The organism is Hydrogenobacter thermophilus TK-6, from assembly GCF_000010785.1.
Taxonomy (GTDB): Bacteria; Aquificota; Aquificia; order Aquificales; family Aquificaceae; genus Hydrogenobacter; species Hydrogenobacter thermophilus.
In genome coordinates, this window is the sequence record NC_013799.1 from 932377 (window position 1) to 946646 (window position 14270).

13 protein-coding genes are annotated in these 14270 nt (G+C 35.9%); 11 read left to right on the forward strand and 2 right to left on the reverse strand.

The window, feature by feature from the left end; genetic code table 11:
- Nucleotides 1-146 precede the first annotated feature (146 nt).
- The 10 genes from HTH_RS05140 (at nt 147) to HTH_RS05185 (ending at nt 9876) form a co-directional block, all read left to right on the forward strand.
- Nucleotides 147-1664 carry a YncE family protein gene (locus HTH_RS05140; RefSeq protein WP_014462604.1) on the forward strand — a complete coding sequence of 506 codons (1518 nt, stop codon included), beginning with the start codon at nt 147-149 and terminating at the stop codon, nt 1662-1664.
- A gap of 69 nt (nt 1665-1733) precedes the next feature.
- Nucleotides 1734-2942 (forward strand): ABC transporter permease, encoded by a 1209-nt coding sequence (locus tag HTH_RS05145; protein ID WP_012963659.1) that lies wholly within the window; start codon nt 1734-1736, stop codon nt 2940-2942.
- Complete coding sequence (locus HTH_RS05150; protein ID WP_012963660.1) at nt 2943-3671, forward strand: ABC transporter ATP-binding protein; 729 nt, start codon at nt 2943-2945, stop codon at nt 3669-3671. It begins immediately after the preceding gene.
- Nucleotides 3658-4908, forward strand: coding sequence for an ABC transporter permease (locus HTH_RS05155; RefSeq protein ID WP_012963661.1), 1251 nt, complete (start codon nt 3658-3660; stop codon nt 4906-4908). Before HTH_RS05150 ends, HTH_RS05155 begins: the two co-directional genes overlap by 14 nt.
- Complete coding sequence (locus HTH_RS05160) at nt 4901-6091, forward strand: ABC transporter permease (RefSeq protein ID WP_012963662.1); 1191 nt, start codon at nt 4901-4903, stop codon at nt 6089-6091. Before HTH_RS05155 ends, HTH_RS05160 begins: the two co-directional genes overlap by 8 nt.
- Nucleotides 6084-6773, forward strand: a complete 690-nt coding sequence (locus HTH_RS05165; RefSeq protein WP_012963663.1) for an ABC transporter ATP-binding protein — start codon at nt 6084-6086, stop codon at nt 6771-6773. Before HTH_RS05160 ends, HTH_RS05165 begins: the two co-directional genes overlap by 8 nt.
- Before the next feature lie 2 nt (nt 6774-6775).
- Complete coding sequence (locus HTH_RS05170) at nt 6776-7435, forward strand: hypothetical protein (protein ID WP_012963664.1); 660 nt, start codon at nt 6776-6778, stop codon at nt 7433-7435.
- A gap of 10 nt (nt 7436-7445) precedes the next feature.
- Nucleotides 7446-7994 (forward strand): DUF2231 domain-containing protein, encoded by a 549-nt coding sequence (locus tag HTH_RS05175; RefSeq protein ID WP_012963665.1) that lies wholly within the window; start codon nt 7446-7448, stop codon nt 7992-7994.
- 5 nt (nt 7995-7999) lie between these two features.
- Nucleotides 8000-8410 (forward strand): FixH family protein, encoded by a 411-nt coding sequence (locus tag HTH_RS05180; protein ID WP_012963666.1) that lies wholly within the window; start codon nt 8000-8002, stop codon nt 8408-8410.
- Nucleotides 8407-9876 carry a sensor histidine kinase gene (locus HTH_RS05185; protein WP_012963667.1) on the forward strand — a complete coding sequence of 490 codons (1470 nt, stop codon included), beginning with the start codon at nt 8407-8409 and terminating at the stop codon, nt 9874-9876. The genes HTH_RS05180 and HTH_RS05185 overlap by 4 nt, the downstream gene beginning before the upstream one ends.
- 312 nt (nt 9877-10188) lie before the next feature.
- On the opposite strand, the gene HTH_RS05190 is transcribed toward HTH_RS05185, so the two are convergent.
- Nucleotides 10189-11490: a sigma-54-dependent transcriptional regulator gene (locus HTH_RS05190; RefSeq protein WP_012963668.1), complete on the reverse strand. Its 1302-nt coding sequence runs from the start codon at nt 11488-11490 to the stop codon at nt 10189-10191.
- Between the two features lie 988 nt (nt 11491-12478).
- Between HTH_RS05190 and HTH_RS05195 the strand changes: the two genes are divergently transcribed.
- Complete coding sequence (locus tag HTH_RS05195; RefSeq protein WP_232500405.1) at nt 12479-13501, forward strand: S8/S53 family peptidase; 1023 nt, start codon at nt 12479-12481, stop codon at nt 13499-13501.
- A 3-nt stretch (nt 13502-13504) separates the two neighbouring features.
- Here HTH_RS05195 and HTH_RS05200 read toward each other — a convergent pair whose 3' ends face one another.
- Complete coding sequence (locus HTH_RS05200) at nt 13505-14269, reverse strand: ABC transporter permease (protein WP_012963673.1); 765 nt, start codon at nt 14267-14269, stop codon at nt 13505-13507.
- Nucleotide 14270: the final 1 nt, after the last annotated feature.

Sequence of the window (14270 nt, forward strand, 5' to 3'; positions counted from 1 at the left end):
ACACATAAATTAGTATAATTTTAAATTAATTAAATTTAACAACAATAGAAGAAGCGCCACACTAAGCTGATGTTAAAACTATCAAAAAGAAAGCATGGCACAAAGTTTGCATATATATGTGTGAAAACCTTAAAGGAGGTGCGGCGATGAGTTGGAATAGGAGAGATTTATTTAAGTTAGGTATACTTGGTGCTGTGGTTGGAGGTATAGGTAAGTTAGCGACTGGTACAGCTCAAGCGTTGCCTATTATTGGTGGAGAGCCAACATTCAACGATGTATATAAACAGATAGGCAGATACATATTTCTAGTACCTGGTAAGTTCGCGGGTTTAGTGGCAGCTTATGATATGTCAACCGGTATGTGTTTAGCTTGGGCAAATATGAGTATATGGGCAGGGAACAGAACGCCTATTGTGCATCACTTAGCTGCATTTGCGTCACCAGACCCATATAAAGAGTTTGAGTTCGTTGTTAATACTCAGGGAGGTAAAAACCTATACATATACGGTGTGGCGACACCTGTTAAGGACCCGGACCCAGGTTTTAACATATGGAGGATAAAGTACGATGGTAGTAAAATGGTCCTTTTGGAGGAAGTAGATAAGACTACAGGTTTAGGGTTGGGTGTCCACGTTACTGCTGCACCTGACAACAAGCACTTCGCTGTAGCGGATGGACAAAAGGACATATTCGCAGTTTTTGAAAAGGGTGAAGGTACAGCACCTTCCAAGGTAAAGACTGCAGTTTTCTTTGACTGGGAGCCAAATAGCAAGGAACTTTCCAGAGCTTGGCTGGATGGGGGCACTTTAATCATAAAGAAGCTTCACCCTCCGTATGACTATACGGGAACAAAAGGTAATAAATTGGACTGGGAGCTCGTTCCCGGAGGAGAGCTATTCGCGGAGCAAGGTAAAGTAACCGGTGCAAGGGTAAGGAATGCATGCGCTTTAGACTCTCTAACTTGGAATCCTACAAAACCTTACGCCGCCGCTGCACTGAGGACTATAGGCTGTGCTGTTATATTTGACACTAGAACATGGGAGCCAGTAGCTTGCTTGGTAGGTTCTGATAAGTTTGCAAAGCATGGTTACAAGCTACCAATTAAAAAGGTATCTGCAGACGAGTGGGAAGTTAAGTTTCCTTTTGTACCTACACCGGCACATCAAGCGGGCTTCCATCCCAGCGGAAATTACTTTGTGCTTATGAATAACATAAGAGAAAACTCAATGCCTGTGTTTGATTGCTCTTCAAGTGACCCTGGTAAGTGGACAAAGATTGCTTCAGTTGGAGATCCTTCTTGGCGTGGTGCTTATCCAAATCCTTTCCATATGGTATTTACTCCGGACGGTAAAAAGCTGTTCGTTACCCTGTGGTGGCCTGCTCCAACACCCAATGGACTAGCTGCAGTAGATACAGACACATGGAAGATAGAAAAAACCATAACTATAGGGCCAGACATACATACATTGGCTATTACTTATGATGGAAAACATCTTTTAGGTGTATTTAGCGGGTATCAGAAAACCCACAGTGGCATGTATGTGCTAAGGGTGAAAGATTACAAACTTCTTGGCTATCTACCTAGCCCATTGGGGCATCACGACTGTGTGATAGTACCGAGAACCACTAAAGACCTTTACGTAAGTAGGTGTACAACTACATAACCCAATTCTGGCCTCACTCCTTAGATAGGAGTGGGGTCCCGGTTATATTTTTCTTTTTGGAGGTCTCTTATGAGATTATCAGTTTTTGGTATAGCCGTTGAAAACATAAAAGCTCGTAAACTGAGATACGCGATCATTATGATAGGCATTTCCATAGTGACGGGTATATTAGTGCTTACTTTCATACTTGGTATAGGTGCTATATATAGTTTGCAGAAAGGATTATCCCGTTTGGGTGCGGACCTTTTGGTCGTACCAAAGGAATCGCTGGTGAATCTAAAATCCGCTCTCATCACCGGAGAGCCGTCATCTTTTTACCTTGATGATACTTTAGTTACGAGGATTCGCGAGTTACCAGGAGTAAAGAGAGTAAGTGCACAGGTATTTCTTGTTAGTGCGACTGGGGAGTGCTGTATTCTTGGAAATTCCTTTCTAATAGGATTTAATCCTCAGGATGATTTTACTGTACTACCATGGGTTAGAGATAAGTTAAGCGAAAAATTCCCGGAAGATGGTGCTATAGTTGGCCATGACACTCCGTGGAAATTAGGTGAGACCATCTTCTTTTACAATGTACCCCTTAGGGTTTGGGGAAAACTTGAACGTACAGGAATTGGTATATACGATAATGCTATATTCTTTCACATAAACAAAGCGTATGAAATGTCGGATAAATCCCAGACAGGTCCTGTTCCACTTAAACCGATGAGGGGGAAAGTATCAGCCATACTTATACAGCTGGAACCAGGGGCAAAAATACCATTCGTGGTATTTTCTATTTTTAAGCTTGATCCTAACGTAAAAGTTGTTACAACCGGCAACATTATTACAGAAGCAAGACAGATACTAACAGGAGTTATATATGGTATTTTTGCTATTGTGCTTGCCTTAATAGTATCAAACATGTTAAATATCAATACGGTTTTTTCCGCAATAGTAAATGAACGGCTTAGAGAAATAGGCATACTAAGAGCCATAGGAGCTACAAAGTTTGATGTTTTTAAACTCATACTTTACGAATCTATTATAACTTGCTTATTAGGGGGAATTCTGGGTGTTCTTATGGGATTGATAATGCTTAGGATATTTCAAAGAAGCTGGATATTTTACTTGAAGTTGGTAAATATACCCTTTACTTTACCTCCAATATGGATAATCCTTTTGATATTTATAGCCATCCTACTTATAACCTTTGTAATAAGCTTATTCGGCGCATATTTACCTGCAAGAAGAGCTTCGGAAGTTCTTCCTTATGATGCTATTCGGGAGGTAGCATGAATGTGCTTTATAGAAGTTAAGGACCTTACAAAGATATATAAGTTAGGAAATAGAAACATAGAAGCCTTAAGGGGTGTGAACTTATGTATAAAAAAAGGAGAATTTGTAAAAATACTAGGATACTCAGGCTCCGGAAAAAGTACGCTCATAAGCATAATAGGAGGTTTGTTAGCTCCAACTAGCGGTAAAGTTTTTATAGAAGGTATAGATATATGGAGCCTATCAGATAAGGAACTTTCCAAGCTAAGGAACGAGAAAATTGGATTTATATTCCAGAACATGTCTTTGCTACCCTCTTTGAAGGTTATAGACAATGTTATCAGTCCAGCAATATTTGCATCTAAGAATTCCAAAATAGACATTTATGAAAGAGCTAAGGAAATACTAAGCCTGGTAGGTTTGGAAAGCAGGATTCACAGTTACCCAAGCGAGTTATCCGGTGGTGAGCAGAGGAGAGTTTCAATAGCAAGAGCTTTAATAAATGATCCGGATATTATCTTGGCAGATGAGCCAACGGGAGAGTTAGATATAAAGACAGAAAGAGATATCATTGAATTATTTAAGTATCTGAATAGAGATTTAGATAAAACTATTATAGTTGTTACTCACAGCTTAAGATGGTTAAGTGTAGAAGGTATAACTCTAATAATGAAAGATGGTTTGATTTATGATAAAGTAGAAGATCCAGAGAAGTTTCTATTGGAAGGAGTTAAACATGAGAATAGTTAGGCTTTCTCTCCTGTTTATTGCGAAAAATTATAAAGTTAATATTCCGTTCATGCTTATTTTAACTTTCGCACTAAGTGTTTTCTTAGTATCTGTAATATTCAAAGAAGTATCTATAAAATCAGTAATATCGGTATTAGATAGGAGCGGTCATATGCTTGTGGTTGTGCCGACCTCCGCTGTGGAAGAAATAGAAAAAACTGGAGATGTTATATTTACAAACAGCTTTATACCAGAAGATAGCTTATCAGCAATAGCAAGTATATATGACAAAGCAATAGAGGCAGGTTGGAGAAGGAAAGGAGGATTCGTATCACAGCCGGGGATAGGTGAAGGGGGTAAAGCAAAAGAGGTGTTACAACCACCTACTTGGTCCCCGAGGCTCTATCAATATGCAAAAGTAAAAGGAGAAAAGATGGTGGTAGCTGGAGTAGATTTTAGAAAAGAGTATGAAGTAAGGTTATGGTGGGATTTGAAGGATGGTATGTGGCCGTTTGATATAGCGGATTCATATGCAGCTCTAATAGGTGAAAATGTACACGAAAAAATGAAGTTGAACGTTTATGATACTATTACAATAAACAACACACCCTTTAAAGTGTATGGGATTTTAAAAAGAATAGGCACTGAAGATGATAATATGATATTTATTCCCCTGAAAACTGCGCAAAATATTTTTAATAAAAAAGGATTAGTTTCAATGTTTGCGGTTAGAGCTATGTGTGATTTTTGTCCAGTAGGTGATGCACTTATTCAGATAAACAAAAGCATAGCGGGCATAAGTGTGCTATCGCAACAAGATATTTCTAAAGCACAATATTATTTTAGGGAAGTTATATACAAATATTTGCAATACATAGGCTTAACTGTAATACTTTTTACTATAACTATGCTGTACTTACTTGCTGGTTGGTATATATCAAGAAATGCAAAAGATTTAGCTCTGCTTAAAGCGTTTGGAGCTAAATTTTCCGATATGCTAATGTTTATCAGTATAAACATATTATTGCTAACTTTATTAAGTAGTTTACTTGGCTATGCTTTAAGCCTTGCAATAGTCTATTCAGTGTGCAGTATTTCTAATATATATTTCCTATACACATTAAATTTATATCACATTCTTCTATCCAACGTAGTAGGTTTAGCTATAAGTTTTATAAGTGTGTTTCTACGTTTGCTGAAGTTTTCTAAAATGAGTTTCATAAAGCTATACAACTATGGAGGAACTACCTATGGGTAAGGTTTTTTCCATAGCTATTAAGGATATTCTAAACCGTCCTACAACTTTATATGTGTCTTTAGTGATACTTTTAATAATTAACCTTGTAAGTATTACTATAGGTGTATCTTTAAAAGTAAAGGAATCCACCATTAATACACTTACAAAATTAGGTTATACTTTCTCCGTATATCCTAAAAACTTTACACCAAGTAATGTAGAAGAGATAGGATTCGTGAAATTAAAAAAGATAAATGATACAACTATTGATTACACAAAAGATGCATTTATACCTAGGGAGAGCGTTGATAAGATATATAACTTAATAAAAAAGTATGACAATAACGCACTATTACTACCTAGGCTATATGTAAGGGTAAATGTTTTGTATAAAAGAATACCTTTAAACTTAACTCTAGCTGGTGTGGATTTTAATATAGAGAGAAAAGCAAGACCTTTTTTAGGACTTATCGCAGGAAGTTTGCCAGCTAATAAGGAAAATATTCTCATAGGTGCAGCAGTTGCAAAAAAAATCTCAGTAAATGATAACCTGGTTATTATGGGTAAAACATTCACGGTAAGCGGAATATATGAGTACACCGGCACAATTGATGATTTCCTTGTATTTGTTGATTTACATGAACTCCAATCCTTATATAACACATACCAGCTTTCGCTAATAAATGTGAGTAGCTCCAAACTTGATGCTACACCAAACCTATTGAACGAATTAATTTCGCGCATAGAAAACACGATCCCGAATGTTAAGATAGTAGTACCAAAACAACTGGCAGAGCTAAAAATCAAATTCATTGATAAGATAATACTCATAACAATAGTAAGTTGTTTAGTGCTAATACCTTTAGGGATAATATTCCTATATATTTCTGTTTACTTTGATATAAAGGCTAAGGAAAGAACTATAAATGTACTAAGTATATTCTGGGGTTATAACAGACACATTGGAACATTTTTACTTATTCAGTATGGTATGATAACCCTTATTTCCATGATACTGGCGCTTTTAACTAGCTATATAGGAAAAATTTTGATCACTAAAAATATACTAAACATGGTTATAGTACGGTTAGAGTTTTCAGATTTACAGTTAATTATAGCAGTTGCTGTAATATCCATCCTAATAATTGTACTTATCGTTTCGCTTCATTATAAAGCAAAAAAGGAGGTGAAGTTCTATGGCTAATGTTATAGTCGAGCTTAAAAATGTATCAAAATCCTATACTGGTAGTGAACTTATTCCGGTTCTAAAAAGTGTTTATCTCACTGTGGAGTTGGGGAAAATTTATATAATCTTAGGTCCGAGTGGTTCTGGTAAAACGACGCTTCTAAACATAATAGGCTTGCTGGATAAACCGTCAGAGGGTGAGGTGTTTTTCGAAGGAGAACGTGTGGATACCTTATCGGAAGATGAATTAGCTGTGAAAAGAGCTGGTAAGATAAGCTATATTTTCCAAGATATTAGATTAATTCCCACACTATCTGCTATAGACAATATCCTACTGCCTACATATTTCGTAAAATATAAGATTGATTTCTCTTTTTTAGAGTATCTTTTAAATTCTCTCAATTTAAACAATAAAGTTAAGATGTATCCATCGCAACTTAGTGGGGGACAAGCTCAAAGAGTTGCAATAATAAGAGCTCTTATTACAAAACCAATGCTACTTCTAGCGGATGAACCCACAGCAAATCTGGACACCAAAAATAAGGACATAGTGAAGGAGATTCTGTATAATTACTCAAGAGAGAATAACGCTTCCGTGGTACTTGCTACACACGATCAGAGTGTTGTTGATATAGGGGACTATGTTTTATGCATTTCAGATGGTGTTTTAAAAAGAAACCAGGATTGTTTGAGGTGTTGAGTATGATAGATAGGGTGGAGCGCTTCAGTATAAAGAAAAAATATATTTTAGGCGCTTTACTAGTAGTAATTATTGCATTCCTGATTGATTATTCAATAGGATTCTGGCAAAGTTATCTTCTAAAGAAGAAAGAGGAGCTAAGAAAAGAGTTAGAGAATATAGCTTATTTCCAAATATTCCCAGACATAGCGGATATAAATTATAAAGGAGATGGGCATACTTATGTAATCAAGTTTAAAATAGAGAGTATATATCCAGATACGGTCTATATAACTAACCCACAGGTTACAGCGTACATACAAACGGGTACAGTTTGGACTGAGCTACCCGTTTACGAGAGTAATATGCAGGGTCAAAAACAAATATTAGAGTTAAAAAATGGAACATACTACTTTTACAGAGAAGTAGACATAAAACCTTCCATAAAATATACCGAATATCTAATGCCATTCTACATGCATGTTAAGTTTAATATGATGTTCTTTGTTATGCCTAAAAAATACTTAGATATAAAAGAAAACATATATGAAAATATCACAACAAGATATGTTGATTTATATACTTACTTAAAACCTTATGGAATTAGCGATGAAGTTATACTTAAAAAACTAAATTTCCCAGATAATAAGGTACCCATTTTTATACCTATGCCACCACATTAAGGAGGTTAGCATGTTTATTGTTATGACTTTGTTAGTATGGTTAGGGTTAGGTTGTGCACATGAGGTAGCAGCCAATGTCTCCCCTTATTCTTATATGGTGAAGTATCCTTGGATAGTTAAAATACATCCCCCTATAGTGCACTACGCGATCAGCGTACCTATTATAAGTTTGGCTTTTGAACTATATTACATATTAAGAAAAAGATCTAACAATACTTTAGCTATAATCTTGCATGTACTTAGTATATTAGTTATTACTGTGGCTGTTTTAACCGGTTATGTAGTACATAAAGCTATATCAGCTATACCAGTATATGTTGAAGCTATGCATATCCTCCATATACACCAAAGAATCGGTTTTTACATATTAGCTATGTCTTATGCATGGCTATTTCTTATTATCATATATGCACTCAAGCCATATAAATATCTAAAAATTTTTTCTATTATCCTATTAATACTTATTTGCTGTTTCGTGTTTTATCAAAGTTATTTAGGTGGTATTATGGTTTACGATTATGGTTTAGGAGTAAATATAGAAAATCAAGACTGGAGGTAACACCGATGTGTCGTTTTAAGGTTTTATTCATATTTCTATTTGGAATTTTAGCATTATCAAGCACATCAACAGCTGAATATATAGCTAAATCTATATCAGAATATAAGGTTTATACAGGCAGGTTAGTTTTTGCCTCCAAGCCAAAAGTTGGAAAGAATTCAGCTCTTTTATATATCTTCTACACCAAAAGCAATAATCCTATTAATAAAAAGCTCAATCTTGAGGTAGTGCCTTGGATGACTGAGCATGAACATGGTTCTACTGAAATACCAAAGGTAAGTTTAGGAATGAAAGCGGGTGAATATAAGATAACATCTTTAACATTTACTATGCCAGGCAAGTGGCAAATTTATGTAAAAGTAAAAGATAATAATTTTGAAGATACTTTGGTATTTGATGTAAATGTGGCAAAATGAGAAAGCCAATAACTGTTCTATTGTTTATTATATTTATTACCACAATTCCGTTTATGTTTCCTAGGAATTTTGTATATAAAAATATTTTCTTACATGCATTTATTGAAATACTATCTGGAGTTTTAAGTATACTATTCGGTTCTTTTATAGCAATACATTACAAAAAATATGCCAAATTATGGCTTTTAGATGTTATCAGTGTACCTTTCATAGCGTTAGGAATTTCTGAAATTCTACATGCTTTTACTACTAATGTGCAATTTTTCATATGGACTAGAGTTTTAGGAAACTCCTTAAATATTTTGCTAATCTTTTTATATATGATTGCTTATAAATTTCTAAATGCAACTCTAATTCAAAAGCTTCCAATTAAGCTTTCAGTGATACTGATTTCTGTAATTTCTTTGGCAACTAGCCCCATATTTTTACCGCACCCTTTAGAAACTTATGTTGAGGACATAGATATAATAAGAAACGGTGTAGGTTTTTCTATATATACCAAAATCATAAATACTTTCAACGGAGTAATATATTATGCAATATCACTGTTCCTAATTCAAGATTATCTAAGAAACAGAGAATACTTATATACCCCCTTCATTATAAGTTTTTTTCTTTTTGCAAGTAGCTGCTTTCTTTTCCCTGAATCTAAGCTATGGAATTTGCAGTGGTGGTATTGGCACATTATAAGGTTGTTAGCTCACATAATAATATTAATATTTGCGTTTAGATTTTATAATCTGATCGTGGATAAAGTGATTGAACAGAAGACTATGTTAATAGAAATACAAGAAAAACTTTTGAACATGCATAAATACGGTATAACTGAAAGTTTAAATGCACTATATTCACATAATATAAAAAATAAATTAAGCATACTAAAAAACCACATAGAGATACTGAAAAACTTCTATATTTTTGATAAGGAAGCACTCGAATTAGTAAATTTGATGGAAATAGAATTAGATAAAATTCATAAAACGTTAATCGATAGTAGACCGAAAATTAATAACACATACGAGAATTTATATGATCTAATAAGTAATATAGTTAAAGAATTAACAATAATTACGATAGATAAAGCTATTCACTTAAATTGGTTTATAGATAAGCAACTAGATAAGGTGATAGTTCCTAAGTTTTTAATAGAAACTGCTTTGTGGAATATAATTATAAACAGTTTAGAAGCATTAGCTAATACGGAAAAACCGGATAGAATTATTAAGCTATCCGGAGAGATTTCAGGACAAACTAAAGAAGCTATTATTATAGTGGAAGATAATGCAGAAGGCTTACCAACCACAATTAAGGAAGAGATTTTCAAGCCTTTCCAAACGTCAAAACCTGGAGGATGGGGCCTGGGCCTAAGTTTTGCTAAATTTGCGGCTACTGTATTAGGAGGAAGTCTAGATATTATAGGAGAAGAAGGTAAAGGAACGAGGGTTATACTTAAATTACCGACCTAGTGACTCCGCCTTTAAGAAAAAGAAAGTTATTGAGCTTAAGGTAACAGATGATAGAGTTCATAACTCATAGAAGGCTATTGTGCATGGGTGCACAAAGCTTTCAGTGCTTTGCCTACTGAGTGGAAGCATTCTCTGATAGCTAAGGATTACAGCCTTTGCCTTAACTCTTGATGGAACCCTATGCCAGTGGTAAATTTTATCAGGTAGCTCTCTGACAAGGTTTAGCGTACTCGTATTTCCATTCTACTTCCGGAGGGATCCCTTTCAAGAAAAGTAGTGACTTTATATAAAAGAGAAGAGTGTAGTCTGATCTCATTTCCCGTTGATAATTCTGTATATAGTTTGCCTGCTAATGCCTAACTCCTTCGCTGTTTTTGTTATATTATAATTAAATCGTTCCAAAGTCTTTAGTATGTAATATTTATTAAACTCCTTTAATTTTTTAAATCCTAAATTATCGGTTTTTACTTCATTATTCCTAATGTAATCTGGTAGATCCATAAGAGTAAGATACACACGTTCACTTTTTGCAACAGAATAAAATATAATGTTTTTAAGCTCCCTTATGTTTCCGGGATAATCGTGGTTAAGTAGAACTTCCATTACATCGTCAGATATATAACAAGGAATATCCTTAGAGAATTCTTTCTTAGCTTCTTCCATAAACTTATACGATAATGGAACTATCATATCTTTCAATTCCCTTAGCGGAGGTAGATGTATATGTATGACATTTATCCTATAAAACAAGTCTTTACGTATCCTTTCTTTTAGCTGGTCACGGTCAATATTTGTGGCAGTTATTAACCTAAAATCAACTATCTTTTCTTGTATATCTCCAATACGTCTCATTCTTCTATTCTCTAAAACATCTAACAATTTTGCCTGCATATTGCCAGGTAGGCACTCAATCTCATCAATAAATAAAGTACCGTTATGCGCAAGTTCGATCATACCTGCTTTTTCATAGATCGCGCCTGTAAAAGCACCTTTTTTAAAACCAAAAAGCTCCGCTTCAAATAAACCATCAGGAATAGTGCTGGCTTCAATGTGAACAAAATTGTAATCTTTTCTATTGGACATTTTATGTACATATTTAGCTAGAAATGTTTTACCTACACCAGTTTCCCCAGTTAGTAGTAGGGGTAAATTATACTGTGTGGCAATACACAACTTATCCTGTATATCTTTTTTATACATATAAATCTCATCTAAACTATTGGTGTTTTTTTGTTTACATGACAAGTAATGTAAAGCTTTATTAATCTTAAGTATTAAATCATTAATGTCAAAAGGCTTAGAAATAAAATCAAATATTCCAGATTTTATTGAGTTTACAGCGTCCTCAAAACTACCATAAGCAGTGATAACAATGATAGGAATATCTGAATTCTTTAACATTATTTTTTTACTTAGTTCGAGCCCATTTTCGTTATTCAGCTTTAAATCCATAAGTATAACATCTATGTGTTCTTTACTTAATAAATTTAGAGCTGAAAATGAGTTACAGGCTGTGAAAACTTTAAAACCTTTTTTCTCAAATAGATATTTTAATGAGTTTAGGAAAGCTTGCTCGTCATCTATTATTAATATACTAGGGATAGCGGCTCTCATGATTTTAAATATATAGCCCATCTAAAGAAAATCAACTTCTTAAGGGTCTTTAAGCCTTTTTCCTTGCATGTTTAGTACCTCCTTTTTTTATAGTTTCCTTTTTTCCCTATGAACCTTTTTATCCTCTTTACTCTTGCTCTCTTAATCTTGGCAATCTCAAATAACATGCCATCCACTCTTAACTTAAGCTTCTTATCTGTAAGCAAGAAGAAAATTAGACAAGCATTCGGAAGATATGACAAGATTCTATCCGTCGTCAGAATAACATTCCGGTAAATCCTGTGATGGTGGAATTGAATAGAGGTACTAAGATAAACTAGGCGTATGGCTGAGCTGTGGAGAGGTAAGGTTTCCTGCCTCCCCTATCTTTTTCTAGCTCAAACGAACGTTTGGATGAACTATTCCAGACATCTGCTTACCCTTTCCTTTCAGATACTTCCTTCGCACACTGCTATATTTTCTCGCCTTTTCTACTTTCTCTCACCAAAAGTATTAACTCATACGCTAGGTAAGAAATTAAACATACGATAAGACCTCCTCATAGCTACTTCTGTAAAAACTGGAGTCAATAGCGTAACCATAGAGCAAGGCAAGTAGCGTTATTCCCTTCCACCACCTACCTTATCCTCTTTGTTCTCACATACCTCATTTCATGATAAACCCCAGGATGAAACCAAAGGTCATAAACTCTGCCCCCTGCACAGCACACTACCATAACCAGCACTCCATAGTAAAGCTCCTCAAACTCTACCTCTCTACCGTAGTATTTACTGTTATGAGCTTTAACTTCTTACCAAATAGCAATTTTGCCAAAAGTAAAAGGGATGCTTTGTGCAGCATGTATTCTCTTAGCAAGCGATAGGCTTTTTTGGTTCTGTCCTTTCTGAAGCTGACTATAACAGCTCCCTGCCCTTGAAGGACTTTTTACTCAAGAACTATAGGCTTTCTGAATTTCTCACTTGGCGTAATGTATTATAAGATACTAATCATGGGGAAAAAGTTAATTGCACTCATGCTCTCTTTCTCTCTTTTGCAGGCTCAAACCGTTATCGTTCCTATACCCGGAGAGCCTCAACCCAAGCCTCCAACTTCACCACAGCAACCGCAGGAAGGAGGTGGTGGTTCAGGCTTTGGTATCTTAATTGGGAGTGTAATTGGAGCAGGCATACTGTTTTTGCTTACAAAAGCTGTTCTCTCAAAACCCTCAAAGCCTCCAAGAATGGCTTTTATACCCTTTGAATTTATAGCACTTCACACTGCGGACCTTCCTGAAGATGTAAAAGTGATAGACAAGGAGCGTTTTGAAGGCTACACCTTATCGCTTATAAAGTGGGATGAGGAGGAGCAAAAGCTAAGAGATAAGCTCAAAGATAGAGTATTTTTGCTGGAACCCAATTACCTATATGAGCTTTACGGAGAGGTAGCATCTTTATCTGAGACGGTAATTAAAGAGGGATCACCTTCCTCCTCAGTTTTAGCTGTGCTGGACACGGGAGCTGATGGAGGTCTTTTGAAAAATGCCCTACTTTTTACCAAGAATGTAAGGAGGGACAGTTACAAACCAGAGAAGCACGGGACGGCTGTTGCTTACCTTGCTCATGAGCAGAAGGGTGCAAAAGTGGCGCTCTACAGAGTTTGTTCAGATGGTATATGTGATGGCTGGAGTGTATCAAAGGCTCTCGTGGATGTTTATAGAGAAGGTATAAAAGTGGTAAACATGTCCTTTGGAACTGATAGAGAAGACAGAATTGTCGCTTTTCTCATAAAGGGTATGTCACTTAGAGGCTTTGTCTTTGTAGCACCTGTGGGGAATACTCCCTCCGATGAGCTTCCATTTCCTGCCAGGCTTAAAGAGGTAGTATCCGTTGCAGGAAAACCTTGCTTCCCTGAAAAGATATGTCAAAGGGCAAAGGTCAGCGAAGAATACAGAGACATACAGACACCTGTGGGTAAGGTTACCGGAACATCTTTCTCATCAGCAGTGCATGCAGGAAAGATAGTAGGTCAATAAAAGTTAAAGCACATCGTAAAAACCCCTCCTAAGAAGCTTGTATACCAAGATGCCAAGCATAAAAGATAGACAGGATAGCACTAAGGAAGTCAAAAAAACGCTCACATCTATATAACCTTTAAGCAGAGCGGTCTGTATGTTCCTGAGCATATAAAAGAGGGGATTAAAGACCAGAAAAGGCTTTAGAGGGTCTGGCACATAAGATACGGGGTATATGATGGGAAGAGAGTAAAAGACAAAACTGAGCAGAGTTGAAACTATCTGAGAGATATCCCTAACATAAACGCACAGACTACCAAGCAGGAGAGCAACACCCATCACAAAGAACAGCTCTACCAAAAGTGCAGGTAAGAGAAGTGGCACATGCTTTAAACTGTAGGGAAAGTCTTTGAGTAAAAGGGCGTATGTCAGAGATACAAAGGTGGAAATAAAACCTGTTATGGTGGATGCCAGCACAAAAAGGTAAGGCGGTACTGCGGTTTTTTTGAGCAGGTAAGCATTGTCTGTTATAGCATTCATGCCTCTTATTAAGGATTGACTGAAGCCGTTCCAAAAGGCAAGTCCAGCAAGGAGATAAACTGTATAACTGGCTCCTTCCGTAGCCTCCTGCGGGAATTTGGCTTTGACTATGTGTTGAAATATTAGGTAGAAAACGCTCATCATAAGAAGGGGGTTTAAAAACATCCAAAAGGTACCAAACAGCGATCCCGCAAAGGACATTTTAATGTCTCTTTTGACAAGCTGATAAAGTACATAAAGCGTGCGCATC

Excerpts from the sequence above, each read along its gene's own strand:
- HTH_RS05150 (WP_012963660.1), top strand. The coding sequence starts at position 2,943 with ATGTGCTTTATAGAAGTTAAGGACCTTACAAAGATATATAAGTTAGGA.
- HTH_RS05170 (WP_012963664.1), top strand. The coding sequence starts at position 6,776 with ATGATAGATAGGGTGGAGCGCTTCAGTATAAAGAAAAAATATATTTTA.
- HTH_RS05145 (WP_012963659.1), top strand. The coding sequence starts at position 1,734 with ATGAGATTATCAGTTTTTGGTATAGCCGTTGAAAACATAAAAGCTCGT.
- HTH_RS05185 (WP_012963667.1), top strand. The coding sequence starts at position 8,407 with ATGAGAAAGCCAATAACTGTTCTATTGTTTATTATATTTATTACCACA.
- HTH_RS05195 (WP_232500405.1), top strand. The coding sequence starts at position 12,479 with ATGGGGAAAAAGTTAATTGCACTCATGCTCTCTTTCTCTCTTTTGCAG.
- HTH_RS05140 (WP_014462604.1), top strand. The coding sequence starts at position 147 with ATGAGTTGGAATAGGAGAGATTTATTTAAGTTAGGTATACTTGGTGCT.
- HTH_RS05165 (WP_012963663.1), top strand. The coding sequence starts at position 6,084 with ATGGCTAATGTTATAGTCGAGCTTAAAAATGTATCAAAATCCTATACT.
- HTH_RS05160 (WP_012963662.1), top strand. The coding sequence starts at position 4,901 with ATGGGTAAGGTTTTTTCCATAGCTATTAAGGATATTCTAAACCGTCCT.
- HTH_RS05155 (WP_012963661.1), top strand. The coding sequence starts at position 3,658 with ATGAGAATAGTTAGGCTTTCTCTCCTGTTTATTGCGAAAAATTATAAA.
- HTH_RS05200 (WP_012963673.1), bottom strand. The coding sequence starts at position 14,269 with ATGCGCACGCTTTATGTACTTTATCAGCTTGTCAAAAGAGACATTAAA.
- HTH_RS05180 (WP_012963666.1), top strand. The coding sequence starts at position 8,000 with ATGTGTCGTTTTAAGGTTTTATTCATATTTCTATTTGGAATTTTAGCA.
- HTH_RS05175 (WP_012963665.1), top strand. The coding sequence starts at position 7,446 with ATGTTTATTGTTATGACTTTGTTAGTATGGTTAGGGTTAGGTTGTGCA.
- HTH_RS05190 (WP_012963668.1), bottom strand. The coding sequence starts at position 11,490 with ATGAGAGCCGCTATCCCTAGTATATTAATAATAGATGACGAGCAAGCT.